We start from the raw sequence: 26,742 nt of genomic DNA, 5'->3' as shown, positions 1-26,742 counted from the left end.
GACAACCAATCGGAGGAGAAGAGATGCGTTACCTGGCACTGTTGCGGGCGACCCGGACCACGACCCCGCCACCGCCCGGACTGATGGAGGCGATCATGCAGCTCGGCGAGGAGGCGACCGCGGCCGGCGCCCTGCTCGACCAGGGCGGGCTGGCCCCGAGCGCGGAGGGGGCACGGATGCAGGTCGCCACCGGCAAGCTCAGCGTGACCGACGGGCCGTTCGCCGAGGCGAAGGAGACGATCAGCTACGCACTGTACGAGGTGCGCTCGAAGGAGGAGGCCGTCGAGTGGGTCTCCCGGTTCCTGGAGCTGCACCGCGAGATGTGGCCCGGCTGGGAGGGCGAGGGTGAGGTGCTCCGGGTCTTCGGCCCGGAGGACTTCCCACCACCCGCCTGACCCGCTCACTCTCCTTCCGCACACCCGATTCCCAGTAGATCTTGACGACTTGTTGTCGTTGCGGCGACGACAAATCGTCAAGATCTACAAGCTGAGACGCTCGCCGGCCCGGCGTGCTTGGATCGGGAGGCATGAGGGTGGGAGGACCGGGGCGGGCGAGCCGGGAGGCGGTCGAGGCGGTGTGGCGGATCGAGTCCGCCCGGATCGTCGCCGGGCTCGCCCGGCTGGTGCAGGACATCGGGCTCGCCGAGGAACTCGCCCAGGACGCGCTGGTCGTCGCGCTGGAGCAGTGGCCCCGGCAGGGGGTACCGCCGAATCCGGGTGGCTGGTTGATGTCGACCGCCAAACACCGGGCGGTCGACCTGATCCGGCGACGTACGACGTACCAGCGGAAGCTCCCGGAGCTGGGGCGGGAGGTGGAGAGCCGGCCGGACCCGACCGAGGCGGAACTGGCCGCCGTGCTGGACTCCGAGCGCATCGACGACGACCTGCTCCGGTTGGTCTTCACTGCCTGCCATCCGGTGCTGCCCACCGAGGGGCGGGTGGCGCTGACGCTGCGGCTGCTCGGCGGGCTGCGTACCGACGAAATCGCCCGGGCGTTCCTGGTGCCGGAGCCGACGATCGGGCAGCGGATCACCCGGGCGAAACGTACCCTCGCCGCGAAACGCGTACCGTTCGAGCTCCCGCCCCGGGACGAGCTGGCCGACCGGCTCGGCTCGGTGCTGGAGGTGGTCTACCTCGTCTTCAACGAGGGCTACTCGGCGACCGCCGGTGACGACTGGACGCGACCGGCGCTCTGCGCCGAGGCGCTGCGGCTCGGCCGGATCCTGGCCGGGCTGATGCCGGAGCAGTCCGAGGTGTACGGCCTGGTGGCGCTGCTGGAGCTGCAGGCGTCCCGGATCCCGGCCCGGACCGGGCCGGACGGCGAGCCGGTCCTGCTGCCCGACCAGGACCGCCGACGCTGGGACCGGCTGCTGGTCCGGCGCGGGCTGGCCGCTCTGGACCGGGCCGAGTCGCTGGGCATCGGCCCGTACACCCTGCAAGCGGCGATCGCGGCCTGCCACGCGCGGGCCCGGACCGCCGCCGAGACCGACTGGGTACGCATCGCCGCGCTCTACCGGGTGCTGGCGCACGTGTCGCCGTCGCCGATCATCGAGCTGAACCGGGCGGTCGCGGTCGGGAACGCCACCGGCCCGGCCGACGGTCTGGCCATTGTCGACACTCTGGTCACCGAGCCCCTCCTGGCGACATATCCGCAGCTACCGGCCGTCCGGGGCGACCTGCTGTCCCGGCTGGGCCGGCACGACGAGGCGCGGCGCGAGTTCGCCCGGGCCGCCGAGCTGACCCGGAACGCCCGGGAACGGGCGCTCTTCCTCGACCGGGCCGCCGAGGCGGCGAGCCGGTCCGGCAGTCAGCAGCGCTGACTCCAGTCCGGACTACGGCTACTTCGGCGCAGCGATGGCCGGCGCGCAGCTCTTCCTCACCCCGCGCCTCGGGCTGGACACCACGGCCCAGGGCCGCTGTTCATGTACCGGGACGATCCGCAGGGCCTGCGCCTGCATCTGGGCCGCAAACTGCTGACCGCGCTGGCCGACCAGCCGCAGAGCGACGCCGTCACCCTGGCCGTACGCCTGCTCGGCTGGCTGCCCCCGACACCCGCCGAGGGAGCCGCCGCTACTGCGCGGCAGCCGCCTCGGTCGGCAGGGTGAGCTGCCAGGAGACGCCGAAGCGGTCGTTGACCCAGCCGAACTTGGCGCTGAAGCCGTACGAGCCGAGCGGCATCAACGGTTGGCCACCCTCGACCAGCGCGCCGTAGAGGTGGTCGATCTCCTTCTCCGACTCGCAGGTCACGAAGAGCGAGATCGCCGGGGTGAATCCGAACCCGTGCGGGACGCTGCTGTCGATGCACATGTACTGCTGGCCGCCGAGCCGGAAGGTGGCGTGCCGCACCGTCCCCTCGGCGCCGTCCTCGCCGGGGCCGTACCGGTCGACGGCGAGCACCTCGCCGTCGTCGAAGAGCGACGTGTAGAAGCTCATCGCCTGCTCGGCCCTGCCGTCCTGGAACATCAGGAACGTGGTGACCTTCGGGGGCGCCATCCCAGACACTTCGCGGAACTCCTTCGCGGTACAGGCGGCAGGGTGGGCACGCGATTCGACCGCGCGCAACCCAATCTTTGGCGCCTCGCTTATATAAGTCAAGACTGAAAATCGTCGCTCACCGGAGGAGCCAGCAGGATCAGTCGAGGCCGCCGTACGAGTGCAGACCCTCGAAGAAGATGTTCACGCCGTACAGGTTCATCTGCATGGTCAGGAAGCCGAGTACGGCGATCCAGGTCGCCACCGGGCGCTTCACGCTCGGCGTCGCGCGGGCGTGCAGGTAGCCGGCGTAGACCACCCAGGAGATGAAGGCCCAGATCTCCTTCGGGTCCCAGCCCCAGTACCGCCCCCAGGCCGCCTCGGCCCAGACCGCACCGGCCATCACCGCGAAGGTGAAGATCGGGAAGGCGAACGCGTGCAGCCGGAAGGTCAGCCGCTCCAGCGTGTCGGCGGCCGGCACCCGCGCGCCCAGGCTGTACGGGAAGCTGCGCTTGCCCTGGTCGTAGCCGTGCCGGATCAGGTACATCACCGCCGGCACCGCACCGAGCAGCAGGATGCCGGACGAGGTGGCGATGGTCGCCACATGCACGACGAACCAGTACGAGTCGAGCGCCGGCACCAGCGGCACGATCGGCACGTAGAGCACCAGCCCGGCCACGGCCAGCAGCAGCACCATGGCGAGCGCGACGAAGAGCCCGAGGTGCCGCAGCGTCGCACGCCGGTAGAGCAGTACCAGCCAGCCGACCACCCCGACAAAGGTGACCGAGAGCAGGTACTCGTACATGTTGCCCCACGGCATGCGCTCGGCGGCGATGCCCCGGGTGGTCAGCACGGCGAGGTGGACCACGGCGGCGAGCACGGTGAGCGCGACGGCGGCCCGCCCGGCCAGCACCGCGCGGGACGACCTCGACCCGCCGGACGGGACCGGCGCGTCGGTACCGGGCAGCTTGGTCCCGCCGACCGGTCCGGCTTCGTCGACCGGTCCGGTCTCCTCGGCCGGGCCGGATCCGCCGGCCGCCCCTACCCCGGCCCCGACCAGCACCCGCTCGCGCTCGGGTCGCGCCGCCGCCCGACCGATGACGCTGCGGCTGCCGAAGGCGTACTCGACGGCGTGGCAGATCATCGCCAGCAGGTAGCCCAGGATCGCGACCACCAGGAGTTGGTCGGACAGCGCGGCCATCAGTCGGTCCCCTCTTCCGTCGCACCGTCGGTTCGCGCCCGCTCGGGGTGCGTCCCGTCGTCCCGTGCCCCGTCGTCCCGTGCCCCGTCGTCCCGTGCCCCGTCGGGTCGCGTCGCGGCGACGAGCCGGTCGAACTCCTCGGCGAACCCCGCGTACTCGGTACGCGGCAGGCCACCGACCTCCACCAAACTACTACGACCTGTCGTGGTCGCATCGGCCGGTGCCGGAGAAAGCCGGAACCAGACCCGGCGCCGCCGCCCGAACAGCGACGACATCAGTCCGACCAGCAGTAGTACCGAGCTGATCAGCACGATCCGTTCGCCGGGGTCGTACCGGACCGAGATGGTGACGTACGGGCGGGTGCCGAGGAACTCCACCGACGTGCCGTCGTCGAGCGTCCACTTCTCACCCGGCCGCAGCAGCTTCCCGTCGCCGAGCTGCTTGAGCTTGCCGCTGCTCACCTGCCGCTGGTCGAGCCGGTAGATCGAACCCGGGATCCCGGCGTCCAGCCCGAGGTTGCCCCGGTACGCGAAGAGCATCACCGCCGGGGACCGCTCCGCCGGGTACGTCGAGCGGACGAACGGCGGCGCGTCCGGCGCGGTCGGGAAGTAGAGCCCCTCGAAGGCGACCTGAAGATCGGGGTTACGCGCCCCGGTCACCGGATCGAGGTTGACGTCCGGGAACGCCGCCACGCCCTCACTGGTCAGGTTGCCGTCGATGGTCAGGAAGGCCTCGTCGCTCTCCAGCGACTCGCCGTTGCGGTCGGTGTAGCTCAGGATCGGCGCATAACCGTGCCCGAGCAGGTAGACGCTCGCTCCGTCCAGCCGCAACGGGTCGTTGACCGAGAAGCTCGCCCGGTACGGTGCCCGGTCACCCTGCTCCACGAGTGTTGTCGCCCGGAACGACGACGGCTGCCCGGTCGGCAGGAAGCTCGCCGTGAAGTCGGTCAACTCCAGGCAGAACGGCGGCAGATCACTCCCGTCCACCCGGTGCCCGAGCTTGGACTCCGCGTACTGCTGGAGCGTGTTGCAGAGCGCGTTGTCCGGGCCGGCGACCAGCAGCCGGTTGCCGTGCCAGCCGTACCAGGAGCCGAGGCCGATGCCGAGCAGCACCCCGATCAGCGAGAAGTGGAAGAGCAGGTTGCCGGTCTCCTTGAGATAGCCCTTCTCCGCCGACACGGTGTCGCCGCGCACCACCACCCGCCACCGCCGCTTGCGCAGCACCGCCGCGATCCGGACCAGGTCACCGTCGGAGTCGGTCAGCACCGCGTGCCGGGGCAGCCGGTCCAGCCGCTTCGGCGCGGGCGGCGGGGCGGCGCGCAGCGCCCGGACGTGGTCGCGCAGCCGGGGAACGATGCAGCCGACCAGCGAGGTGAACAGGAGTACGTAGATCGCCGAGAACCACGGCGAGGCGTACACGTCGAAGCCGCCGACCCGGTCCAGGATCGGGAAGAGGTCGGGATGCTCGGCGGCGTACCGGTTGACGTTCTCGATGTTGATGTTGCGCTGCGGCAGTACCGAGCCGGGGATCGCGGCCACGGCCAGCAGGAAGAGCAGGATCAGCGCGGTACGCATGCTGGTGAGCTGCCGCCACGAGTTGCGCAGCAGGGCCAGCGGCAGCGGCGTACGGCGTACCCGGGACGGTTGCGCACCACCGGTCGGGCCGCCGGCCGCCGACGGCTCGGCCTCGGCGATGCCGGCCGGCGCGCCACCCGACCCGGTCACCGTCTCCCGCTCCCCGGTCGACATCAGATGCTCACCTCGCCGACCCCGAACGTGGTCTGCAACCAGATGACCAGGTCCTGCCAGCCGCCGGTGACCAGGGCCAGCCCGATCGCGATCAGCAGTGCGCCGCCGACCCGGGTGACCCAGCGACTGTTCCGGCGCACCGCCCGGAACAGTCCGAGCAGCCGGGAAAAGCCGAGCCCGAACACCACGAACGGCAACCCCAGCCCCAGGCAGTACGCGACGGCGAGCAGCGCGGCCCGGTCCGCCTGCCCGCTCGCCGTGCCCATCCCGACCACCGCACCGAGGGTCGGGCCGACGCAGGGTACCCAGGAGAGCGCGAAGACCGCCCCGAAGACCGGCGCACCGAGCAGGCCGGCCGAGGGCAGCCGGCGGATCCGGAACTCCCGCTGCATCCCGGGGACCAGTCCGAGGTAGGAGAGCCCCAACACCATGATCACGATGCCGATGCCGATCTCCAGCGGTCGCCGCTGCGCGAACAGCGCCTGCCCGACGGCGGTGACCAGCACCGCGGTCAGGGTGAAGACGACGGTGAAGCCGGCGATGAAGAGCAGCGTGCCGGCGAGCACCCGACCCCGGACCGCCCGGGGCGTCCGGACCGGCCGGGTGGCCACCGCCACCCCGCCACCGGCCGACTCCCCGCCCGGCCCGTCCGGAGCGCGGTCGGTCGCGGCCCGGCGCTGTTCCAGGTCGCTGCCGGCCAGCCCGGTCACGTACGACAGGTAGCCGGGCACCAGCGGCAGCACGCACGGAGAGAGGAAGCTGACCAGGCCCGCCAGCGCGGCCGCCCCGATCGCCAGCAGCACCGGCCCGCTCTCGGCCAGCTCGGCGAAGGTCTCGCCCATCAGCCCGCCCCGCCCGGCACCGTGCAGCTCCGGCCCGTCCGCGCCGGCCGCCGATCCGCACCCGGCCCAGCCGTCAACTCGGCCCGCCCGGCCATCAGTTGGGCCCGCCCGGCGGCTTCTCGTCGGCCACCCGGGCGACGATCGGCTCCAGCCTGTCCCGGGTGGTGCCGGCCCGGATCACCACCGCGATCCGGTTCTCCCGGTCGAGGACGATGGTGGCCGGGATCGAGTTCGGTGGGATGTCGAAGGCCAGCGCCAGCCGGCTCGGCGGGTCGAAGAGGCTGGGATAGCTCACCTTGTAGGCCGCCTCGAACGCCTTCGCCTTGTCCCGCCCGTCCTGGATGTTGATGCCGAGGAAGCGGACGTCCCGGTCCTTGGTCGCCTGGTAGGTCGCCTCCAGATCGTCGGCCTCGGCCCGGCACGGCGCGCACCAGGAACCCCAGAAGTTGACCACCACCACCCGGCCGCGCTCCCCCGCCAGGTCGTACGTCCCGCCGGTCAGCAGTTCACCGGAGACCGGCGGAGCCGCCGGGCGGTGCTCCGGCGCGCACTCGACGATGCCGTCCGTGGTCGCGCAGTCGTCCTTCCAGTCGTTCCCGCCCCCGTCGCCGCCCGAGCAGCCGGCCACGGCCAGCGCCACGGCGACGGCGAGCAGCGCGCCGATGCCGGCGGACCACCGGGGGAGACTCACCTCATGCCCCCTTGGCCGTCCGAGCGGTCGGCGACATGGCGACCAGGTGCGCGGCCGGTTCGGTGTAGCCGATCCCGACGATCCTGGCACCGTCGAAGTGGAACGAGGTCAGGCTGGCCAGCCCGCACTGCCGCTTGCGCGGGTCGTGCCAGAGCCGCTTGTGCTCGACGTACCGGCGCAGGGTCCAGATCGGAAGCTGGTGCGAAACGCAGACCGCCTCCCGCCCCTCGGCGGCGATCCGGGCCGCGTGCAGGGCCGCGAACATCCGCTCGGCGATCAGCGTGTACGCCTCGCCCCAGGACGGGGTGACCGGGTCGCGTAGCACCCACCAGTTGCGCGGGTCCCGGAACGAACCGTCGCCGGGCGAGACCCGCTTCCCCTCGAACCAGTTGGCGCTCTCGATCAGCCGCTCGTCGACCCCGACCGGCAGCCCGAACTGTGCCGCGATCGGCTCCGCCGTCTGCTGGGCCCGCTCCAGCGGACTCGCCACCACATGCGTGACGTTGCGCTCGGCGAGCGCCTGGGCGGCCGCCTTCGCCATCTGCACACCCAGCTCGGAGAGGCGGTAGCCGGGCAGCCGGCCGTAGAGGATCTTCTCCGGGTTGTACACCTCACCGTGCCGGAGCACGTGCACGACCGTTGTGCTGCCCACGTTCCCTACCCCCCGTGACCGGCCGCCGCCGCAGCCTCCGCCGCGACCGGCAACACGGCCGCGACCTGCTCCAGCGCGGCGTCGTCCAGCGCCGTCGACACGAACCACGATTCGAAGGAGCTGGGCGGCAGGTAGACCCCGCCGGCCAGCATCGCGTGGAAGAACGCCCGGAACGCCGCGACGTCCTGGGTCCGCGCGGTGTCGTAGTCGTAGACGTCCGCGTCGGTGAAGAAGACCGAGAACATGTTCCCGGCGTACGAGAGCCGGTGCGGCACCCCGGCGGCGGCCAGCGCGTCGCTCGCCAGCTTGCCCACGGTGGCGGCCACCTCGTCGAGCCGCCGGTACGTCGCCACGTCGGCCAGCCGCAGCGAGGCCAGCCCGGCCGCCGTGGCCAGCGGGTTACCGGAGAGCGTGCCGGCCTGGTAGACCGGGCCGGCCGGCGCGAGCCGCCCCATCACCTCGGCCCGGCCGCCGAACGCCGCCGCCGGCAGCCCGCCGCCCATCACCTTGCCGAAGGTGTAGAGGTCGGCGTCGACCGGGTCGAGCCCGGCCCAGCCGCCCGCCGAGACCCGGAAGCCGGTCATCACCTCGTCGAGGATCAGCAGCGCGCCGTGTGCGTGGGCGATCCGGGCCAGCGCCTGGTTGAAGCCGTCCCGGGGTGCCACCACGCCCATGTTGCCCGGAGCGGCCTCGGTGATGACCGCGGCGATCTCCGACCCCTGGGCCGCGAAGACCGCCTCCACCGCCGCCACGTCGTTGTACGGCAGCACGATCGTCTCGCTCGCCGCCGCGCCGGTGACCCCGGGCGAGTCCGGCAGGCCGAGCGTGGCGACCCCGGACCCCGCCGAGGCGAGCAGCGCGTCGACGTGCCCGTGGTAGCAGCCGGCGAACTTGACGATCCTGCCTCGGCCGGTGAAGCCCCGGGCCAGCCGGATGGCCGACATGGTCGCCTCGGTCCCCGAGTTGACCAGGCGGACCTGCTCGACCGGGGTACGCGCGACGATCTCGGCGGCCAACTCGACCTCGGCCTCGGTCGGTGCGCCGAAACTGGTCCCGTCGGCGGCGGCTGCCTGCACCGCCGCCACCACCTCGGGATGGGCATGCCCGTGGATCAGCGGGCCCCACGAGCAGACCAGGTCGACGTAGCGTCGCCCGTCCGCGTCGAAGAGCCACGCGCCCTCGCCCCGGGCCATGAACCGGGGCGTACCGCCGACGGCCAGAAACGCGCGCACGGGAGAATTCACCCCGCCCGGCACGAGGGTGCGGGCGCGGTCGAACAGGGCCTGGGAGGCCGGTGCCGCAGCCGGATAGCGACCGGGGCCGGCGGGGTACGTCTCACTCACGGTGCCGCCATTCTGTCAGCGGTACCTGTGCGCCCGGCACCCACCCCTCGGGCCGTCGCCCACGTCACGCCGACAGCCGATCACCCCGGGCCGGTCCCCTCGCCGACCGGCGGGGCGAACGGCCATCAGAGGCCGGTTCGGCTAGGTCGCGATAGGCTGAACGGGTGAACCGGGCGGACCTGACCATCGGCGTGCAGCGCGGCACCGACGAGGTGACACTCATCCTCGCCGGCGAGATCGACATGCTCACCGCCGCCAGGCTGTCCAGCGTCGTCAACGAGGTGCTCGGCGACGCACCGTCCCGAATCGTGCTGGATCTCACCGATGTCACGTTCTGCGACTCGCAAGGCCTCGGCACCCTGGTCGTACTCAGTCGCAAGGCCAGCCACGCGCAGAGCCTGCTGATGCTGACCAACGTCGGCGACTTCCTGCTCCGGGTGCTGGACATCACCGGCCTGCGCTCCGCCCTGATGATCCGCAACGAACAGGCCACCGGCTGACGCCACTCACGACCGACGGCGACGCGACCACCCCGACCAGGTCGGGGTTGGGGGCCGGATCGCCCGCGTCGGGATCAAGCCTGACCGCCCAGAGCGGACGATCCGGCCACCAACCCCCGCCCGACGGCGCGGAAGCCACCCCACCGCCTCGTCAAGCCACCGCCTCTTCAAGCCCGACGACCCAGGACCACCGCCCGACAGCCCTTTCAGGCCACCGCACCCCTTTCAGGCCGCCGCACCCCAACGCGCCTGCTCCAGCACCTCCACCGCCCGCTCCCGCCCCTCCGGGTCGTCCGAGCGCAGCAGCGCCACCGCGTCGTCCACCGCCTCGGCCATCGTCCGCCACTGGTTGTCCCGCTCCCGGACCAGCTCGGACTGAGCGGCGAGTTGCCGGGTCTTCACCCACAGTTCGACGAAGACCGAGACCTTGGCCCGGAGCACCCACGGGTCGAACGGCTTGGTCAGGTAGTCGACGGCACCGACGGCGTACCCGCGCAGGGCGAGCTGGGCGTCCCGGTCAGCGGCGGTGAGGAAGATGATCGGCACGTGCCGGGTACGCTCCCGCCGCTTGATGTGACTGGCGGTCTCGAAACCGTCCATCTCCGGCATCTGGGCGTCCAGCAAAATGACCGCGAAGTCCTCCACCAGGAGCTGCTTCAGCGCCGCCTCGCCGCTCTCCACCGCGACCGACTGGACGGGCAGCCCCTGGAGGATCGCCTCGAGCGCCATCAGGTTCTCCCGCCGGTCGTCGACCAGCAGGGCTTTGGCCAGCTCGCTCACTCGAACGTCCCCCCGCCTCGGATCGTGCCCGTGTCGTCCGCGCTCACCCCTCGACCTCCCGTCCGCTCCCGTTGACCCAGGAGGCCATCAGCTCGATCAACTCGTCCAGGTCCACCGGCTTGGTGATGTAGTCGCTCGCACCGGCGCCGAGTGCCGACTCGCGGTCCCCCGGCATCGCCTTGGCGGTCAGGAACACCACCGGCAGGTCGGTGAAGCGGTGGTTGCGGCGGATCGCCCGGGTTGTCTCGTAGCCGTCCTGGTCGGGCATCATCGCGTCCATCAGGACGATGTCCACCTCCGGATGTTCGGCGAGCAGGCGCACCCCGTCCACCCCGTTGTCCGAGTAGAGCACGGTCATGCCGTGCAGCTCCAACGCGCTGGTCAGGGCGAAGACGTTGCGGACGTCGTCGTCGATGATCAGCACGGTGGCGCCGTCGAGCTGCCGGGCCGCCGGGGTGATCGGCCGGTCCGGCTCGTTCTGGGTACGCAGCATGGCGGGCAGCCCGCCCCGGGGCGTCTGCATCGGCGGTACCGGCACCGGGGCGACCACCGCGTCGGGGGCCAGTACGTCCGGTACGAAGAGGGTGAACGTCGAGCCCTGGCCCGGCGCCGACGACACCGTGATGGTGCCGCCGATCAGGCGGGCCAGGTCGCGGCTGATCGACAGCCCGAGCCCGGTGCCGCCGTACCGCCGGCTGGTGGTGCCGTCGGCCTGCTGGAACGCCTCGAAGATAAGTCCGAGCTTGTCGTCCGAGATGCCGATGCCGGTGTCGATGACGGTGAACGCCACCACCTGGTTCGCGGTCGCCAGCGCCGGTACGTCGAAGAACGCTCCCTCCGGCGCCGGACCGATCCGCAGCGTCACCGCCCCGTTGTCGGTGAACTTGACCGCGTTGGAGAGCAGGTTGCGGAGGATCTGCTGCAACCGCTGTGCGTCGGTGACCAGGGTCGGCGGCAGCTCCTTGGAGATGCGTACCTGGAAGTCCAGGCCCTGCTCCTCGGCCTGCGGTGCGAACGCCTGCTCGACGTAGCTGCGGATTTCGGAGAACCGCACCTCGGTCGGCTCGACGTCCATCCGGCCCGCCTCGATCTTGGACAGGTCGAGGATGTCGTCGATCAGCGAGAGCAGGTCGGAGCCGGCGCTGTGGATGGTGCGGGCGAACTCGATCTGCTTCTCGGTCAGGTTGTCCTCCGAGTTGTCCGCCAGCAACCGGGCCAGCAGCAGCAGCGAGTTGAGCGGCGTACGCAGTTCGTGGCTCATGTTGGCCAGGAACTCCGACTTGTACGCCGAGGCGCGGGCCAACTGCTGCGCCTTGTCCTCCAGACCGATCCGGGCCAGTTCGATCTCCCGGTTCTTGGTCTCGATGTTGCCCTTCTGCTCGGAGAGCAGTTGCGCCTTGTCCTCCAGTTCGGCGTTGGTGCGCTGGAGTTCGGCGGACTGTTCCTGGAGCTCGTGGGCGAGCCGCTGGGACTGGGAGAGCAGTTCCTCGGTACGCCGGTTGGCCTGGATGGTGTTCAGCGCGATGCCGATGGTCGAGACCAGCCGCTCCAGGAAGGCCAGGTGCAGGTCGGAGAAGGGCGAGACGCTGGCGAACTCGATGACGCCGAGCAGTTCCCCCTCGAAGAGCACCGGCAGCACCACCAGGTCGGCCGGGGGCGTGGCGGCGAGTCCGGAGCGGACCGTGAGGCTGCCGTTGGGCGGGGCGCCGACCCGGATCGTCCGCCGGGACAACGCGGCCTGCCCGACCAGCCCCTCGCCGGGGCCGAACGTGACGTCGTGGTGCCGGGCCACGTAGCCGTACGACGCGGTGAGCCGCAGCCGCATCACCGCCTCGTCGGTGTCGGCCAGGAAGAACGCGCCGAGCTGCGCGTCGACCAGCGGGGTCACCTCGGTCATGATCATGCGGCAGACCTCGCCGAGATCCCGCTGCCCCTGGAGCAGACCGCCGATCCGGGCCAGGTTGGAGTCGAGCCAGCCCTGCTCGGCGTTCTTCTTGGTGGTCTCCCGGAGCGTGACGATCATCTGGTTGATGTTGTCCTTCAGCTCGGCGACCTCGCCCTGCGCCTGTACGGCGATCCTCTGGGTCAGGTCGCCGGTGGTCACCGCCGTGGAGACCTGGGCGATCGCCCGGAGCTGGGTGGTCAGCGTGGAGGCGAGCTGGTTGACGTTCTCGGTGATGTCCCGCCAGGTGCCGGAGACCCCCTTCACCTGAGCCTGACCGCCGAGCTTGCCCTCGACGCCGACCTCGCGGCCGACCCGGGTCAGCTCCTGGGCGAACGAGGAGAGCTGGTCCACCATCGTGTTGACGGTGTCCTTCAGCTCCAGGATCTCGCCCTGCGCGTCGACGGTGATCTTCTGCGACAGGTCGCCCCGGGCCACCGCGGTGGTGACCGAGGCGATGTTCCGGACCTGGGCGGTCAGGTTCGAGCCCATCGAGTTCACGTTGTCGGTCAGGTCCCGCCAGGTGCCGGAGACCCCCTTCACCTGGGCCTGACCGCCGAGCTTGCCCTCGGTGCCGACCTCCCGGGCCACCCGGGTCACCTCGTCGGCGAACGACGAGAGCTGGTCCACCATCGTGTTCACCGTCTGCTTGAGCTCCAGGATCTCGCCCTGCGCGTCGACAGTGATCTTCTGGCTCAGGTCACCCCGGGCGACCGCCGTCGAGACCTGGGCGATGTTCCGGACCTGGGCGGTCAGGTTGGACGCCATCGAGTTCACGTTGTCGGTCAGGTCCCGCCAGGTGCCAGCGACGCCACGTACCTGGGCCTGACCGCCGAGCTTGCCCTCGGTGCCGACCTCCCGGGCCACCCGGGTCACCTCGTCGGCGAACGACGAGAGCTGGTCCACCATCGTGTTCACCGTCGACTTCAGCTCCAGGATCTCGCCCCGGGCGTCGACGGTGATCTTCTGCGACAGGTCGCCCTTCGCCACCGCGGTGGTGACCGAGGCGATGTTCCGGACCTGGGCGGTCAGGTTCGACGCCATCGAGTTCACGTTGTCGGTGAGATCCCGCCAGGTGCCGGAGACCCCCTTCACCTCGGCCTGGCCGCCGAGCTTGCCCTCGGTGCCGACCTCCCGGGCCACCCGGGTCACCTCGTCGGCGAACGACGAGAGCTGGTCCACCATCGTGTTCACCGTCGACTTCAGCTCCAGGATCTCGCCCTGCGCGTCGACAGTGATCTTCTGCGACAGGTCACCCCTGGCCACCGCCGTGGAGACCTGGGAGATGTTCCGCACCTGCGAGGTGAGGTTGCCGGCGAGCTGGTTGACGTTCTCGGTCAGCGCCCGCCAGGTGCCCGAGACGCCGCGTACCTGCGCCTGACCGCCGAGCTTGCCCTCGATGCCGACCTCCCGGGCCACCCGGGTCACCTCGTCGGCGAACGACGAGAGCTGGTCCACCATCGTGTTGACGGTGTCCTTCAGCTCCAGGATTTCGCCCTGCGCGGCCACCGTGATCTTCTGGCTCAGGTCGCCCCGGGCGACCGCCGTCGAGACCTGGGCGATGTTCCGGACCTGGGCGGTGAGGTTCGACGCCATCGAGTTGACGCTGTCGGTGAGGTCCTTCCAGGTCCCGGCGACGTTGGGCACCTCGGCCTGGCCGCCGAGTTTGCCCTCGGTGCCCACCTCCCGGGCCACCCGGGTCACCTGCTCGGCGAAGAGCCGCAGCGTGTCGGTCAGCCCGTTGATGGTGTGCGCCAGCTCGGCGACCTCGCCCTTGGCCGAGACCGTGATCTTCTGCGACAGGTCGCCCCGGGCCATCGCCGTGGTCACCTGCGAGATCGACCGCACCTGGTAGGTCAGGTTCGACGCCATGGTGTTCACCGAGTCGGTGAGGTCCTTCCAGGTGCCGGCGACGCCGCGTACGTCGGCCTGGCCGCCCAGCTCGCCCTCGGTGCCCACCTCCCGGGCCACCCGGGTTACCTCGTTGGAGAAGGACGAGAGCTGGTCGACCATCGTGTTGACGGTGCGGCCGATCCGCAGGTATTCACCGCGCAGCGGCCGGCCGTCGATCTCCAGCGCCATGTGCTGGGAGAGGTCGCCGTCGGCGACCGCCACGATGACCCGGGCGATCTCGGTCGTCGGCCGGCCCAGGTCGTCGATGAGCTGGTTGATCGCCCGCTGCCCCTCGGCCCAGGCGCCGTCCAGCCCCTCCTCGTCCAGCCGCTCGGTGAGCCGGCCGTCCCGACCGACGATCCGGCTGATCCGGCGCAGGTCGAGGTGCTGTCGTTCCTGGAGGGAGACCACCTCGTTGAAGGCGTCGGCCACCTCGCCCGCGACGCCGGCCCGGCGGGGCAGCCGTACCTTCAGATCGCCGCGCCGGACCCGGCGCAACGCGTCGGCGAGTTCACTGAGCAGCACCGCGTCCTCGCCGGCGGACCGCTCCTCGGCAGAGATCTGTTTCGCCGTGGTCATCGTTCCTCGCTCAGGTTTCGAAGGAGGTGGGCCAGCCCGGCCGGCCCGCGCCGCCAGGTGGTCGGCGAATCCGCTCTGCCGCGCCCGCGCGGTTCCGCGCGAGCGGCGGCCACACCCATCATTGTGCCTTTCGTCCATCCAATGCCACCCTCGGCGCACACCGGAGTCGGTAGTGGCAGTCGGCGGGACCAGCCAGGAGGTAAAGCGGGCAGAACGGTCAAGTGGGGCACGGTTCAGCGTAGCGCGGCCCCGCTCCGACCGCCTGCCGGGCACGAGCGCGGCGCAGACGTGCCCGGCCCGGATAGGGTGGCCTGGGTCTCGGATCGGTGGAGGATACGGAAGGTGTCAGCGGAGGCGGGCGGCACGGGCACCGGCGGAGCGGCCACCGGGGGCACCGGCGATCAACTGCGCCGGGTACGGCTACCCGCCGACCGACGTACTCCGGCGGCTGCCCGCGCCCTGGTCCGGTCGGTACTCGCCGAGGTCGGCCTGGAGGAACTGCTCAACGAGGCGCTGCTGCTCACCACCGAACTCTCCACCAACGCGGTCGAGCACGCCCGCACCGAACTGGACATCGAGGTCGTCGCGGACTCCTCGGGCCTGACCGTGACGGTCTCCGACTTCGCGGCCGGACCGATCGACGACGTGACGGCCCGGCCCAGAAACGACCTGACGGACATCTCGCAGGTTTCCGAGCGGGGCCGGGGGCTGCTCCTGGTCGACCACTTCGCCAGCCGGTGGGGCACCACGCACCAGGCCACCGGCAAGGGCGTCTGGTTCCGGCTGAACCGCAAGGACCCGGCCGGCTCGGGGCAGCATCCGCTGGAGGCGGGGCACGCGGTGTCCGTCGGCGGCGCCGGCAGCCCGCCCGGCCCGCCCGGCCCGTCCGCGCCGAGCGCCGGGGCGATGAGCGCGCTGATGCAGACCGCCCCCGATCCGTACGCCGACGATCCGCTGCCCACCTTCGCCGCCGACCTGCTGGTCCGGGTCGGCGACATGGTCGGCGCGGCCGGCGGGGCGGTACGCCTCGACCGGGGCGACGGCGCCGGCTCGCAACTGCTGGCCCGGTACGGCCGGCAGCCCCGCCCCGGTGACGAGCTGCTCCGGGTGCCGTTGACCGTGCACCGGCCGTACGCCGGGGAGCTGGAACTCGACGCCGCGCCGTCGGGGTACGCCCGCCCGCTCGCCGCGCTGGTCGCCGAGCGGCTCTCCCTGCACCTGGAGAACGACCGGCTGCGCCGGGCCGACGTACGCCGGCAGACCTGGCTGACCTTCCTCGCCGAGGCGAGTGAACTGCTCGCCCAGTCGCTCGACGTCGAGTTGACGATGGCGCTGATCCCGCAGCTCGTGGTCCCCCGGCTCGGCCAGTGGTGCGCGGTGCACGTCACCGACGAGTGGGGACGGTTGAAGCTGGCCGCGGCCACCCACGCCGACGAGGCGGTGCTGCCGCAACTGCACAAGATGCTCAAGGAGGACGGTCCCGAGTCGGTGCAGTCCCGGTTGCGCGAGGCGTCCCGCAGCCAGGGCCAGGTGCCGATCGGCGCCCCGATGGACGGCTTCGCCATCCCGCTGGTCGCCCGGGGGCAGCGGCTCGGCACCCTGGCGGTCGGCCGGCACCAGCGGCACCGGCACGACCCGGACGAGATCGCCGTACTGGAGGACGTGGCCCGGCGGGCGGCGCTGGCGATCGAGAACGCCCGGATCCATGACGAACGGCGGAAGGTCGCGCACACCCTTCAGCAGTCGCTGCTGCCGCCCGTGCTGCCGGTGGTGGAGGGGATCGGGTTCGCCGCCGAGTACGTGCCGACCGGGGACGCGGCCGAGGTCGGCGGCGACTTCTACGACGTCGTACCGCTGTCCGAGGACCGCTGGCTGGTGGTGGTCGGGGACGTCTCCGGCAAGGGCGTGCAGGCGGCGGCGGTGACCGGGCTGGTCCGGGACGTGATCCGGGTCCTGGTCGGCGACGGCAAGCCGCTGCCGGAGGCGTTGGCCCGGCTCAACGGCACGCTGGTGGAGCGGGGTGGCGGTCGGTACTGCACGCTGGCGCTGGCCGCCGTGGACCGGGACCGGACCGGCCGGCTCACCGTCTCGCTCTACCTGGCCGGTCACGACCGGCCGGTACTGGTCCGCGCCGACGGGCGCGCGTCGTTCGTGGGTTCCGGGGGTACGGCGCTCGGCCTGCTCGACTCGATCACCTCGCCGGCCGCGGAGGTACGGCTCGGCCCCGGCGACGCGCTGGTCTTCTACACCGACGGGGTGACCGAGCGGCGGCGCGGCCGGGAGCTCTTCGGCATCGAGCGGCTTCGGGACGCGGCGGCGCCGCTGGCCGGCTACTCGGCGGAGGTGGTGGCCGCCCGGCTGCGCGCGGCCGCGATCAACTTCTCGGTCGAGTCGCCCCGGGACGACATCGCCATCCTGGTACTGCGCAACGACTCGACCGGCTGACCTCCACCGGAGCCGTCCGGCTCAGCGCGACCCAACCCGTCGCCACCCCCTCGCCGCCGGCACCACCCGCACCGACAACGCCCGCCGGCGCGTTGGGCGGTCCCCACGAACTCCACTGTGGTCAGAGCTGGCGGGCACCCTGCGGGGGTGGTGACAGGTCCGGACCGGTTGCGGCGTCCGGGGCAGAGTCGCTTTCGGGAAGCCGCTGCAACCGTACGGAGATCCGGTGTCCGGTCAGCTCGCGCAGTCGGTCCGCCATGATCCGGGCGGTGTCCTGGCACTCCAGCCGTCGAGCGCGTCGCGGACCGGCCCGGTATTCGGCGAGCATCGCGGAGGCGAGCGCGGACGGGTCCGCCACCGGGCAGCGGCGGCCCGTCTCCTCGGTGCACAGATCGTCGGCGGAGGCCATTTCGACCGACGCGATGACCCGCGTGCCGAAGCCCAACGCCTCGTTGATCACCCAACCCCACGGCTCGCGGTGGGACGGAGCCACGAAGACGTCTGCCGCGGCGTACACGGCGCCCAGCCGCTGCTGGGGAATCGTGCCAAGGTAGCGGCAGTCGTCGTGGGCGTCGACGTACTGGCGGACCTGCGGCTCCAGCGACCCGCTGCCGACGATGACGAGAGCGGTGGTGCCGGCGGGCACCGCCTGGCGTACGACGTCGTACGCCTGCAGAAGGTCGCTGACGCCCTTGATCGATTCAAGCCTGCCCACAAAGGTGAAGACGAAACGCTCGGTGAGCCCCAGCCCGGCTCGTAGCGCCGCGGCTCCTGACTCGTTCCCCGGCAGTTGTTGCAGCGCGTAGGGGATCAGATGGTGCCGTCGCAGGCCCAACAGCCGCCAGTATGCGGTGTTGGCCGACCCGTTCGTCCACACCTCCGGTTGCCCCACCAGCATCCTGAGGTACCAGCGTTTGAGTAGTCGGCGGAACGCCGGGCGAGACGATTCGTCGCGGACGTTGGCCGCACCCCGCAACACGAGCGGGAGACCGCGCAGCCGGGCGACGTTCGCCGAGACCAGCCTGGCCAGGCCGCGGTATCCGTACACGCCTACCGCCCGCAGCCTCGGCGACAGGAGAGCCTTGGCGAGTGCGACCCGGCCGCGGAGGTGGCCGAGCACGATGTAGCGGTGCGTCGCCACGACATGGCCCCAGCCGTGGGAGGTGTCGGCGCCGTAGAGGTAGAACACGCAGAGCTGGTCGCCCAGCTCCTCCTGTAGCCGGTTCAGCACAGGCGTGTGGTATGGGCTGGGACACTCGACGACGAAGACGATCATGATCGGACCTTTCCCCCGTTCCTTCTCGGCCAGGGTCTTCGGGATCAGCGGATGGCCTCCACGAACAGGCTGTCCGGTCGATGCTCCACCTCGGCCAGCCCGGGTAGGGCGCCGACCAGGTACTCGCGTGGTTGTGGGTTCGGGAAGCCGGCCTGGCGCAGCATCTCGTGCACCAGTGCTGGCGTCGGCTGCCAACGATGGGACGAGCTGGAGAACCGGGTGACCACTCGCTCTCTGCGGGTCGGCCGGGAGAGTGGACCCATCAGCAGGTTCTTGGTGAACTCCAGGCCGGCAGCGGCGGCTTCGTCGCCTGCGGCGGAGAGAAGTCGGCGGGCCAGTACCTGGGCGTCCGGCAGAGCGAGCCGGATCGTCCCGCCCGGACGCAGCGTCCGATGGCACTCACGCAGGAGCAGGAGGGCCTGGTCGTAATAGAGATGTTCCAACGTGTGCGACGAGTAGATCGCGGTGACCGAGCTGTTTGGATACGGCAGCGACTTGGTTACGTCGAACTGCTTGATGGACCGTGGCCAGGGGACCATGTGTTCCTTGCTCAGCACCCCGGCTCGGCGGAGGAGCGATCTGGCACCCGGTACGCGGGCCAGAGTCAAACTTGGCGACCTGTCGATGTTGACCCAGCCGGCGGGAGCCCGTAGTCCGCAGCCCAGGTTGAGGCGAATATCTGCCTGTTTTCCGAAGAACGTCTCATGAATCACTGAAAGGTTGGTTAGCCCCATAAGCACGCATAGTAACCACAAGGGGGCGCGGCCGAGGGCTACTTACCGTCTCGTGGCGGCGTCCGCGCCGCACACCGTTGACGTGCGGGTTCTCCTGTCGGGTCAGATGCCGCCCGGATAGCGCCCGGGGGCGAGTCGTCGGGCCGGATCGAAGTGCTCCTTGACCCGGCGCAGCATCGGCAGGTCGGGCAGTTCGCCCCAGACATCCACGGCTTCCCGGATCCGGGCCGGAGCGGCGACCACCACGCAGCGGCCGGAGCGGGCGCGCAGCACCGCGCGTACCCCGTTCAGGATGGTGCCGACCCGCTCCGGTGACGAGTCGGCCGACAGCGCGGCGTGCACGACACCGAGCCCGGCCGAGCCGCGTACCGGCACCGGCGCCCCGGCCGCGTCCCGCAGCGCGTAGACGGCGGCGTGCAGGTCACCGATCGGCACCTCGATGCGCAGCGCCACCTGGTCGGGCTGGAACGGATAGCGGCGCCACCACCCCGGTGCCGCCCCGACCACCTGGGCGTCGCCGCCGAGCAGCGCGGTCAACCGGGCCGCCCGTTGCGCCACCTCGGTCGGCCCGCCTTCGAGCAGCACGGCCAGGCTGCCGGAACCGGGCTCGCCGAACCGGCCGCGCGACCCGGGACCACCGCCGAGCCCGGGCTGTCCCCGGTCACCGGATCCGCCTGCGCCCGCGGATCGGCTCGGCACACCGGGCCGGCCCGGTGACTCGAACCAGCCTCGCCCACCGGCCCGGCCGGACGGGCCGGGTGCCCCCGTGGCACCCGGTCCGTCCGGCGGAAGGTGCCCACCGGAGCCGAGGCGCCGGACGCCGCGGTCGGTCGTCGGCGCCCGACCGCCGGGCAGGTCGACCTCGATCGCGGTCGGCCGCAGCTCGGCGTCGAGGACGGCAAGGACCAGGTCGTGCACCTCCAGCGGGGTCCAGACCGAACGGACCACCCAACTCCGGCTCGCCGGAATCGGCTGCACCCGCAGGGTCGCCGAGACCAGCACGCCGAGCGCACCCTGCGACCCGCAGAGCAGCCGGGCGACGTCGGGATGGGCCGGCACCGCATCGGGCCGCTCCCCGGGACGGCCGGTCGCGCCGGCCCGGGCGTGCGCGAGCACCCCCGAGGCGTCCACGTAGCTCACCCCGACGAGCTGGTCGCAGGGCCGGCCGTGCAGGTGCCGCAGCGGACCGCTCTCGTCGGCCGCGACCACGCCCCCGACGGTGGCGCCGACCGAGGGCACGTCGATCGGCAGCCTGCGCCCGGTCCGTTCCAGGATCGCCTCGGCGGCCCGGACCGGTGTCCCGGCCCCGATCTCGGCGACCAGCTCGCCCTCCGGCTGCTGCCAGACCCCGGCGAGCCGCCCGGTGTCCAGCACGATGTCGACCTGCGACGGGGGCATGCCCCAGTCGAGTTTGGTGCCGGCCCCCCGGGCGACCACCGAGAGGTCGTGTTCGGCGGCGAGCCGGACCACCTCGGTGACCGCCTCCGGACTGCCCGGCGCCGCGACCCAGCGGGCCGCCGCGCCGGCCACCCCGTCGGCCGCCCCCGCGGCCCGGGCGAAGTGGGCACCGCAGATGCCCGCCAGTCGCCGTGCGATGTCAGCGCCCCCGCGTCGTTCTATCGAAATCTCCCCCACCTTGGTCATCGTACACATGTGCTAATTTTCGGCAACGCCCCGGACCGCACCGGACGGCCCACCGGCCAGCCGGACAGGTAACGTGACCGGGTGACCACTGAGACGACCGCCGCCCCCGTCGCCAAGCGGGTGCCGACCGAGCGCACCCACCACGGCGACACGGTGATCGACGAGTACGCCTGGCTCGCCGACAAGGACGACCCGGACACGATCGGCTACCTGACCGCCGAGAACGCCTACACCGAGCAGACCACGGCCCGGCTCGGCCTGCTGCGGGAGACGCTGTTCAACGAGACGAAGCGGCGGACGAAGGAAACCGATCTATCAGTGCCGACCCGCAAGAACGGCCACTGGTACTACACCCGGACGGTCGAAGGCGAGCAGTACGGCATCCACTGCCGCCGATCGGTGCGGGACGGCGGGACGGCCCCGCCGATGCCGGAGGACGGCGCACCACTCGACGGCGAGGAGATCCTGCTCGACGGCAACGCGCTGGCGCAGGGGCACGACTTCTTCTCACTCGGCACCTTCGACGTCAGCCCGGACGGGCGCTGGCTCGCCTACTCCACCGACTTCGCCGGCGACGAGCGGTTCACCCTGCGAGTCAAGGACCTCTCCACCGGAGAGGTGCTCGCCGACGAGGTACCGGACACCTTCTACGGCAGCGCCTGGTCGGCCGACGGCTCCACGCTGTTCTACCTGACCGTGGACGAGAGCTGGCGGCCCTACCGGGTGTGGCGGCACACCGTCGGCACGGCGGCGGGCGCCGACGAGATCGTCTACCAGGAGGACGACGAGCGGTTCTGGGTCGGCGTCGGGCTGACCCGCTCGGAGAACTTCGTCGTCATCGACTCGCACAGCAAGGTGACCAGCGAGGTACGGGTCATCCCGGCCAGCAATCCCAGCGGCGCCCCGGCGGTGATCGCGCCCCGACGGCAGGGCGTCGAATACTCCATCGAGCACCACGGGCACCGCTTCCTGATCCTGCACAACGACGGCGCGGAGGACTTCGCGCTCGCGTACACCTCGGCGGACGCGCCCGGGGACTGGGTGCCGATGATCGAGCACACTCCCGGCACCCGGCTGGAGGCGGTCGACGCCTTCGCCAACCACCTCGTGGTGTCGCTGCGTACGGCCGGGCTGACCGGGATCCGGGTGCTGCCGGTGGGTAGCACCGAGTCGTACGACATCGACTTCCCGGAGCCGCTCTACAACGTCGGGCTGGACAGCAACCCCGAATACCAGACCACCAGCGTCCGGCTGCACTACGCCTCGCTGACCACCCCCGACTCGGTCTACGACTACGACCTGGTCACCCGGGAGATGGTGCTGCGCAAGCGGAAGCCGGTGCTCGGCGACTTCGACCCGGCCGGCTACGAGCAGCACCGGGACTGGGCGCTGGCTGACGACGGGACCCGGGTGCCGATCTCGCTGGTCTGCCGGGCCGGCACGCCCCGGGACGGCTCGGCGCCGTGCGTGCTCTACGGCTACGGCTCCTACGAGGCCAGCATGGACCCGTGGTTCTCCATCCCTCGGCTCTCCCTGCTGGACCGGGGCGTCGTCTTCGCCGTGGCGCACGTGCGCGGCGGCGGCGAGCTGGGCCGCCGGTGGTACGAGACCGGCAAGCTGCTGAGCAAGAAGAACACCTTCACCGACTTCGTGGCCACCGCCCGGCACCTGGTCAAGACCGGTTGGACCTCGGCGGACCGGCTGGTCGCCCGGGGTGGCTCGGCCGGTGGGCTGCTGATGGGCGCCGTGGCGAACATCGCCCCGGACGCCTTCGCCGGGATCGTCGCGCAGGTGCCGTTCGTCGACCCGCTCAACTCGATCCTCGACCCGTCGCTGCCGCTCACCGTCACCGAGTGGGAGGAGTGGGGCAACCCGCTGGCCGACCCCGAGGTGTACGCGTACATGAAGTCGTACTCGCCGTACGAGAACGTCACCGCGCAGGACTACCCGCCGATCCTCGCCGTCACCAGCCTGAACGACACCCGGGTGCTCTACCACGAGCCGGCGAAGTGGGTCGCCCGGCTCCGGGCCGTCGCACCGCAGGGGTCGTACCTGCTCAAGACGGAGATGGGTGCCGGGCACGGCGGCCCGAGCGGGCGCTACGACTCCTGGAAGGAGGAGGCGTTCGTCGCCGCCTGGATCCTCGACCGGCTGGGCGTGGCCGCGTAGAGCGCAAGGTTGTGGAAGGGTGACTCGCATGACGGTCCTGACGGACGACCGCTCCGGACTGGTCGGCGTGGGTTACGAGGGCCGGGACATCGGGGACTTCGTGGCAGACCTGGTCACGATGGGCGTGTCACGTCTGGTGGACGTACGGCTCACCCCGATCTCCCGGAAGCGGGGGTTCAGCAAGTCAGCGCTCGGGCAGGCGCTCGGCGACGCGGGGATCGCCTACGAACACCGACGTGAGCTGGGAAATCCGAAGGACAACCGGCCTGGATTCACCGGCTCTCCGGAAACGATCGCCCAGGCCCGGGCGATCTACGCCGGACTGCTCGCCCGGCCGGAGGCCGTCGACGCACTCGACGCGCTCGCCGCCGCGAGCCAGCGGAAACTCGTCGCGCTGCTCTGTTTCGAGGCTGACCAGCGGCAGTGTCACCGGGACCTGGTGCTCCAAGCGGCACACGAGCGGCGTCCTATCGGTGGGGCGGTCAGTAGACCCCGAGGACGCTGAACGTATTGACCCGCTTGGCCTGGTTGCCGACGTAGAAGGCGACATCGCGACCAGGCCCGCAGAGTTCGTGCAGGAACTTCTGTTCCACGGCTCGCCGCACCTCGTCGTCGTAGCGGCCCCGCAGATTGCGTTGCAGGGCGACGAGTTCCCAGTCCAGGATGCCCTTGCCGGTGCCCACCGCAGCCCGGTTCGTGGCAGTGGTAGTGGTAGGCCGCTCGAAATCGGGGTGCCTCAAGTGGCGTCCGGTCGCGGCTATCGAGCAGGTCGAGTTGGCTGACGTACGCTTCGATCGCCGATGCCCCACAAGCGCGCCACCGTCTACGACGGACCCCGCTCGCACAGCAGGGCGATTCGATCCAGGGGCGATCCTCTCGACAGACTGCGGCTCCGCAACTTTCTTTTTAGTTAACAACCTTGCAAGAAAGCGCTCTCTGGCGTAGAAACATTGACATGCGTACACGCCGAGCCACCCTCGTCCTGGCCCTGCTGGCCGCAACGCTGGTGGTCACCCCACCCAGCCCGGCCGTCGCTGAGCCGGGCGCGCTCACCTGGAGCGACGAGTTCAACGCGCCAGCCGGCACCGCCCCCGACGGCACCAAGTGGAAGCACGACATCGGCGGCGGCGGCTGGGGCAACAACGAGCAGCAGTACTACACCAACAGCACCAGCAACGCCGCGCACGACGGCAACGGCAACCTGGTGATCACCGCCCGCCGGGAGAACCCGGCCAACTACCAGTGCCACTACGGCCGCTGCCAGTACACCTCGGCCCGGCTGCTCACCGCGGACCGCTTCACCCAGACGTACGGCCGGTTCGAGGCCCGGATGAAGCTGCCGCGCGGCCAGGGCATCTGGCCGGCATTCTGGATGCTCGGCGGCATGCCCTGGCCGGACATGGGCGAGATCGACATCATGGAGAACATCGGCCGCGAGCCCGGCAACCTGTACGGCACGCTGCACGGCCCCGGCTACTCCGGCGGCAGCGCGATCAGCTCCCGCTACACCCTCCCCGGCGGCCAGGCGTTCGCCGACGCCTTCCACACCTTCGCCGTGGACTGGGCGCCGGACTCGATCACCTGGTACGTCGACGGCATCCAGTACGGCCGCAAGACCCCGGCGGACCTGAACGGCAACCGCTGGGTCTACGACCACCCGTTCTTCATGATCATGAACATCGCGGTCGGCGGCCACTGGCCGGGCTACCCCGACGCCAGCACCACGTTCCCGCAGCAGATGCTGGTCGACTACGTCCGGGTCTGGGGTTGGAACACCGGTGGCGGCGGCAACCCCGGCACCGGCAACCAGATCGTCGGGATCGGCAACAAGTGCATCGACGTGCCGGGCGCGAACCCGGCCGACGGCACCCAGTTGCAGATCTGGGACTGCAACGGTACCGCCGCGCAGAGCTGGGCCTTCACCGGCGGCACGGTCCGGGCGATGGGCAAGTGCATGGACGTGGCGAACGGCTCGACGGCCAACGGCGCCAATATCCAGATCGTCGGCTGCAACGGCAATCCGGCCCAGCAGTTCGTGCTGAGTGCGGCCGGCGACCTGGTGAACCCGCAGGCGAACAAGTGCGTCGACGTACGCGACCGGAGCACGGCCAACGGCGCGAAACTCCAGCTCTGGGAGTGCACGGGCGGCGCGAACCAGAAGTGGCGGCGCGCCTGACCCGGCGGACGCGCGGCGGCACGCCGACCCGCCGCGACACCGGCCCCGCACCGAACCCGGTGCGGGGCCGGTCGCTGGTACGCCCGGTCCACCGGCATGACCCGGTCCACAGGTATTGCCAGCTCGCAGGCATGGCTAGCCCGCAGGCATGGCCCGGTCCGTCCCACCCGGACCGCCGGCTCCGCGTACCAGGCATGTCACCAGCAACCTCGCCGTCGAGGTCGACGAGGCGGCCGGTACCGCCGAATCCCGCTGCTACGTCACCGTTTTCCAGGCGCTGCCCGAATTTCCGCTCCAGGCGGTGGCGAGTGGGCGGTGCCGGGACCGATTCGAGCGGCGCGACGCCGGATGGCGCTTCGTGGAGCGGTGGGTCAGCACGGACTTCCTCGGCGACGCCAGCCACCACCTGCGCGGCCGAGGTACCGGCTCGGGACGGAGCTAGGGCCGCCGGTCCGGTACCTGAGCGACGAACGCGCGCCACGCCTCAGGCGCGAAGGCCAGCACCGGACCGCCCGGATCCTTCGAGTCCCGTACGCCGACCGCCCCGCCCAGATCGTCGGCAACCTCCACGCACTCGGCCGAGCCAGCGTTGCTTCGGCTCGACTTCTTCCAGCGCGGCTCGGTGCTCACAACTCGTTCACCAGCTTCAGAATCAGGTCACGCGAGAGGTCACGCGGCAGCGCAACCGCCCTCACAACCTCCCATATCCGGTTGAGCCGAGCAACCTGCGTCGGGTCCGTCACGACCCGCCCCTGCAACTGGTCGTCCATGAATGCCACGTCGTCGCTGCCGTCGAACGAGGCAATGATGAACGGACCTGACTGGCCGAGCCACAGTCCGGCCGTTGCCGGGACCACGTGTATGAAGAGCCGGGGACGCTCACTCAGGTTGAGCAGATTTTCGAGTTGTTCCCGGAGCATCTTCGACTCGCCGCTGCGGAGCACTGCCTCGGGGATGACGAAGGTGGCCAGTGGCGGGTCGTCGCGGTCCAGGATCGCCCGCTGCCGCTCCAGCCGACCTGTGACGATCCGCTCCACCTCCTCGATGGTGTGCAGGCCGGTGGACATGACGGCCCGCGCGTACGCCTCGGTCTGGAGCAGGCCGGGGACGAGCAGCGGGTTGCAGGCGCGCAGGGCGACCGCCTCGCGCTCGTACTCCAGCCAGGGGCGGAGCCAGACGGGTGCGTCGTCGAAGGCGGTGACCTTGGCGAGCAGCCGGGTGTAGATGCCGCCGGTCTGGAGCCCTTCGTCGACCGCCGCGACGTAGTCCTCGGTCGGTGGCCGGCCACCGGTCTCGACCGCGCTCACGTGCGAGCCGGAGTAGTTCGCGATCTTGCCGAACTCGTCCTGGTTCATCTTCCGGGTCGCCCGAGCCGCCCGAAGCTCCGCGATCAAGAAGTCTGCCAGCATGCCCATGACCTGCCCACGCTCCCTCCACATCCGGCTCGGGGCTACCCGACCACACCCGACAAGTCGGACGGTCGCCCAGTGTCCCGCAATGTCTACCGAACGTAGGCACCATCCGTCCAGAGTGTCGGCAGCGGAACCGTTCGATGCTGGCCCGGCTCGGGCGGAACCGCGCGGGGACCGTCCCCGGAACGCCTCCCCCGCCTCGGGGACGGTCCCCGCTTCCAGCCAGGACAGCAGCGGCGCTTGG

24 protein-coding genes are annotated in these 26,742 nt (G+C 71.1%); 9 read left to right on the top strand and 15 right to left on the bottom strand.

Annotated elements, in window-relative coordinates; genetic code table 11:
* The first annotated feature begins 23 nt into the window (after positions 1–23).
* The 3 genes from R6Y94_RS35495 to R6Y94_RS35485 all read left to right on the top strand — a co-directional run bounded on the left by R6Y94_RS35495 (position 24) and on the right by R6Y94_RS35485 (position 2,104).
* Positions 24–395, top strand: coding sequence for a YciI family protein (locus R6Y94_RS35495; protein WP_318400868.1), 372 nt, complete (start codon positions 24–26; stop codon positions 393–395).
* A 131-nt stretch (positions 396–526) separates the two neighbouring features.
* Positions 527–1,819, top strand: a complete 1,293-nt coding sequence (locus R6Y94_RS35490; RefSeq protein ID WP_318400866.1) for an RNA polymerase sigma factor — start codon at positions 527–529, stop codon at positions 1,817–1,819.
* A 102-nt stretch (positions 1,820–1,921) separates the two neighbouring features.
* The gene (locus R6Y94_RS35485; RefSeq protein WP_318400864.1) at positions 1,922–2,104 is read left to right on the top strand and encodes a hypothetical protein; all 183 of its coding nucleotides are present in this window, start codon (positions 1,922–1,924) and stop codon (positions 2,102–2,104) included.
* On the opposite strand, the gene R6Y94_RS35480 is transcribed toward R6Y94_RS35485, so the two are convergent.
* From R6Y94_RS35480 to hemL, 7 genes are all read right to left on the bottom strand, one after another.
* On the bottom strand, positions 2,070–2,492 hold the full coding sequence (locus R6Y94_RS35480) for a VOC family protein (protein WP_318400863.1): 423 nt from the start codon (positions 2,490–2,492) through the stop codon (positions 2,070–2,072). The two genes, R6Y94_RS35485 and R6Y94_RS35480, sit on opposite strands and share 35 nt — an antisense overlap.
* Before the next feature lie 139 nt (positions 2,493–2,631).
* Positions 2,632–3,672, bottom strand: a complete 1,041-nt coding sequence (gene ccsB / locus R6Y94_RS35475; RefSeq protein WP_318400862.1) for a c-type cytochrome biogenesis protein CcsB — start codon at positions 3,670–3,672, stop codon at positions 2,632–2,634.
* A complete protein-coding gene (locus R6Y94_RS35470) occupies positions 3,672–5,420 on the bottom strand; it encodes a cytochrome c biogenesis protein ResB (RefSeq protein ID WP_412102956.1) in 1,749 nt (582 codons plus the stop codon). Before R6Y94_RS35470 ends, ccsB begins: the two co-directional genes overlap by 1 nt.
* Positions 5,420–6,262, bottom strand: coding sequence for a cytochrome c biogenesis CcdA family protein (locus R6Y94_RS35465; protein WP_318400861.1), 843 nt, complete (start codon positions 6,260–6,262; stop codon positions 5,420–5,422). The genes R6Y94_RS35470 and R6Y94_RS35465 overlap by 1 nt, the downstream gene beginning before the upstream one ends.
* Before the next feature lie 94 nt (positions 6,263–6,356).
* Positions 6,357–6,953, bottom strand: a complete 597-nt coding sequence (locus R6Y94_RS35460) for a TlpA disulfide reductase family protein (RefSeq protein ID WP_318400860.1) — start codon at positions 6,951–6,953, stop codon at positions 6,357–6,359.
* 1 nt (position 6,954) lies between these two features.
* Positions 6,955–7,605 carry a histidine phosphatase family protein gene (locus R6Y94_RS35455; protein ID WP_318400859.1) on the bottom strand — a complete coding sequence of 217 codons (651 nt, stop codon included), beginning with the start codon at positions 7,603–7,605 and terminating at the stop codon, positions 6,955–6,957.
* 5 nt (positions 7,606–7,610) lie between these two features.
* The gene (gene hemL, locus R6Y94_RS35450; RefSeq protein WP_318400858.1) at positions 7,611–8,948 is read right to left on the bottom strand and encodes a glutamate-1-semialdehyde 2,1-aminomutase; all 1,338 of its coding nucleotides are present in this window, start codon (positions 8,946–8,948) and stop codon (positions 7,611–7,613) included.
* 164 nt (positions 8,949–9,112) lie between these two features.
* Here hemL and R6Y94_RS35445 point away from each other — a divergent pair, with 164 nt between their 5' ends.
* Entirely contained in the window at positions 9,113–9,448 is a 336-nt protein-coding gene (locus R6Y94_RS35445; RefSeq protein WP_318400855.1) for an STAS domain-containing protein, read from the top strand.
* A 225-nt stretch (positions 9,449–9,673) separates the two neighbouring features.
* Here R6Y94_RS35445 and R6Y94_RS35440 read toward each other — a convergent pair whose 3' ends face one another.
* Positions 9,674–10,228 (bottom strand): two-component system response regulator, encoded by a 555-nt coding sequence (locus R6Y94_RS35440; protein ID WP_318400853.1) that lies wholly within the window; start codon positions 10,226–10,228, stop codon positions 9,674–9,676.
* Between the two features lie 43 nt (positions 10,229–10,271).
* Entirely contained in the window at positions 10,272–14,642 is a 4,371-nt protein-coding gene (locus tag R6Y94_RS35435) for a HAMP domain-containing protein (protein WP_318400851.1), read from the bottom strand.
* A 342-nt stretch (positions 14,643–14,984) separates the two neighbouring features.
* Here R6Y94_RS35435 and R6Y94_RS35430 point away from each other — a divergent pair, with 342 nt between their 5' ends.
* Positions 14,985–17,087 (top strand): SpoIIE family protein phosphatase, encoded by a 2,103-nt coding sequence (locus R6Y94_RS35430; protein ID WP_318400850.1) that lies wholly within the window; start codon positions 14,985–14,987, stop codon positions 17,085–17,087.
* 121 nt (positions 17,088–17,208) lie between these two features.
* Here the strand turns inward: R6Y94_RS35430 and R6Y94_RS35425 are convergent, their stop codons facing one another.
* The 3 genes from R6Y94_RS35425 to R6Y94_RS35415 form a co-directional block, all read right to left on the bottom strand.
* Positions 17,209–18,363 (bottom strand): glycosyltransferase, encoded by a 1,155-nt coding sequence (locus R6Y94_RS35425; RefSeq protein WP_318400848.1) that lies wholly within the window; start codon positions 18,361–18,363, stop codon positions 17,209–17,211.
* 44 nt (positions 18,364–18,407) lie between these two features.
* A complete protein-coding gene (locus R6Y94_RS35420) occupies positions 18,408–19,097 on the bottom strand; it encodes a class I SAM-dependent methyltransferase (protein ID WP_318400846.1) in 690 nt (229 codons plus the stop codon).
* 102 nt (positions 19,098–19,199) lie between these two features.
* The gene (locus R6Y94_RS35415) at positions 19,200–20,741 is read right to left on the bottom strand and encodes an FAD-binding oxidoreductase (protein WP_318400844.1); all 1,542 of its coding nucleotides are present in this window, start codon (positions 20,739–20,741) and stop codon (positions 19,200–19,202) included.
* A gap of 81 nt (positions 20,742–20,822) precedes the next feature.
* On the opposite strand from R6Y94_RS35415, the gene R6Y94_RS35410 reads away from it, so the two are divergent.
* Both R6Y94_RS35410 and R6Y94_RS35405 read left to right on the top strand, forming a co-directional pair.
* Positions 20,823–22,910, top strand: a complete 2,088-nt coding sequence (locus R6Y94_RS35410; RefSeq protein ID WP_318400842.1) for a S9 family peptidase — start codon at positions 20,823–20,825, stop codon at positions 22,908–22,910.
* Positions 22,911–22,938: 28 nt separating this feature from the next.
* Positions 22,939–23,415 (top strand): DUF488 domain-containing protein, encoded by a 477-nt coding sequence (locus tag R6Y94_RS35405; RefSeq protein ID WP_318400840.1) that lies wholly within the window; start codon positions 22,939–22,941, stop codon positions 23,413–23,415.
* Here R6Y94_RS35405 and R6Y94_RS35400 read toward each other — a convergent pair.
* The gene (locus R6Y94_RS35400) at positions 23,393–23,593 is read right to left on the bottom strand and encodes a hypothetical protein (protein WP_318400838.1); all 201 of its coding nucleotides are present in this window, start codon (positions 23,591–23,593) and stop codon (positions 23,393–23,395) included. The genes R6Y94_RS35405 and R6Y94_RS35400 overlap by 23 nt on opposite strands.
* A gap of 272 nt (positions 23,594–23,865) precedes the next feature.
* Between R6Y94_RS35400 and R6Y94_RS35395 the strand changes: the two genes are divergently transcribed.
* Positions 23,866–25,086, top strand: coding sequence for a family 16 glycosylhydrolase (locus R6Y94_RS35395; protein ID WP_318400836.1), 1,221 nt, complete (start codon positions 23,866–23,868; stop codon positions 25,084–25,086).
* Between the two features lie 148 nt (positions 25,087–25,234).
* Positions 25,235–25,528, top strand: coding sequence for a nuclear transport factor 2 family protein (locus tag R6Y94_RS35390; RefSeq protein WP_318400834.1), 294 nt, complete (start codon positions 25,235–25,237; stop codon positions 25,526–25,528).
* Here the strand turns inward: R6Y94_RS35390 and R6Y94_RS35385 are convergent.
* Entirely contained in the window at positions 25,525–25,716 is a 192-nt protein-coding gene (locus R6Y94_RS35385) for a DUF397 domain-containing protein (RefSeq protein ID WP_318400833.1), read from the bottom strand. The two genes, R6Y94_RS35390 and R6Y94_RS35385, sit on opposite strands and share 4 nt — an antisense overlap.
* Positions 25,713–26,495 carry a helix-turn-helix transcriptional regulator gene (locus tag R6Y94_RS35380; protein ID WP_318400831.1) on the bottom strand — a complete coding sequence of 261 codons (783 nt, stop codon included), beginning with the start codon at positions 26,493–26,495 and terminating at the stop codon, positions 25,713–25,715. Before R6Y94_RS35380 ends, R6Y94_RS35385 begins: the two co-directional genes overlap by 4 nt.
* Positions 26,496–26,742 lie beyond the last annotated feature (247 nt).

Origin of the sequence: Plantactinospora sp. KLBMP9567, assembly GCF_033446045.1 — a bacterium.
In the GTDB taxonomy this organism is placed as follows: Bacteria; Actinomycetota; Actinomycetes; order Mycobacteriales; family Micromonosporaceae; genus Plantactinospora.
Note: the sequence above shows the minus strand (reverse complement) of the source record. Positions and strands in the feature narration are given on the sequence as shown.

Coding starts and splice junctions, on each gene's coding strand:
- R6Y94_RS35405 (WP_318400840.1), top strand. CDS start 22,939: ATGACGGTCCTGACGGACGACCGCTCCGGACTGGTCGGCGTGGGTTAC.
- R6Y94_RS35390 (WP_318400834.1), top strand. CDS start 25,235: ATGGCCCGGTCCGTCCCACCCGGACCGCCGGCTCCGCGTACCAGGCAT.
- ccsB (WP_318400862.1), bottom strand. CDS start 3,672: ATGGCCGCGCTGTCCGACCAACTCCTGGTGGTCGCGATCCTGGGCTAC.
- R6Y94_RS35415 (WP_318400844.1), bottom strand. CDS start 20,741: ATGACCAAGGTGGGGGAGATTTCGATAGAACGACGCGGGGGCGCTGAC.
- R6Y94_RS35435 (WP_318400851.1), bottom strand. CDS start 14,642: ATGACCACGGCGAAACAGATCTCTGCCGAGGAGCGGTCCGCCGGCGAG.
- R6Y94_RS35425 (WP_318400848.1), bottom strand. CDS start 18,363: ATGATCGTCTTCGTCGTCGAGTGTCCCAGCCCATACCACACGCCTGTG.
- R6Y94_RS35490 (WP_318400866.1), top strand. CDS start 527: ATGAGGGTGGGAGGACCGGGGCGGGCGAGCCGGGAGGCGGTCGAGGCG.
- R6Y94_RS35380 (WP_318400831.1), bottom strand. CDS start 26,495: ATGCTGGCAGACTTCTTGATCGCGGAGCTTCGGGCGGCTCGGGCGACC.
- R6Y94_RS35470 (WP_412102956.1), bottom strand. CDS start 5,420: ATGTCGACCGGGGAGCGGGAGACGGTGACCGGGTCGGGTGGCGCGCCG.
- R6Y94_RS35395 (WP_318400836.1), top strand. CDS start 23,866: ATGCGTACACGCCGAGCCACCCTCGTCCTGGCCCTGCTGGCCGCAACG.
- R6Y94_RS35465 (WP_318400861.1), bottom strand. CDS start 6,262: ATGGGCGAGACCTTCGCCGAGCTGGCCGAGAGCGGGCCGGTGCTGCTG.
- R6Y94_RS35480 (WP_318400863.1), bottom strand. CDS start 2,492: ATGGCGCCCCCGAAGGTCACCACGTTCCTGATGTTCCAGGACGGCAGG.
- R6Y94_RS35420 (WP_318400846.1), bottom strand. CDS start 19,097: ATGGGGCTAACCAACCTTTCAGTGATTCATGAGACGTTCTTCGGAAAA.
- R6Y94_RS35485 (WP_318400864.1), top strand. CDS start 1,922: ATGTACCGGGACGATCCGCAGGGCCTGCGCCTGCATCTGGGCCGCAAA.
- R6Y94_RS35495 (WP_318400868.1), top strand. CDS start 24: ATGCGTTACCTGGCACTGTTGCGGGCGACCCGGACCACGACCCCGCCA.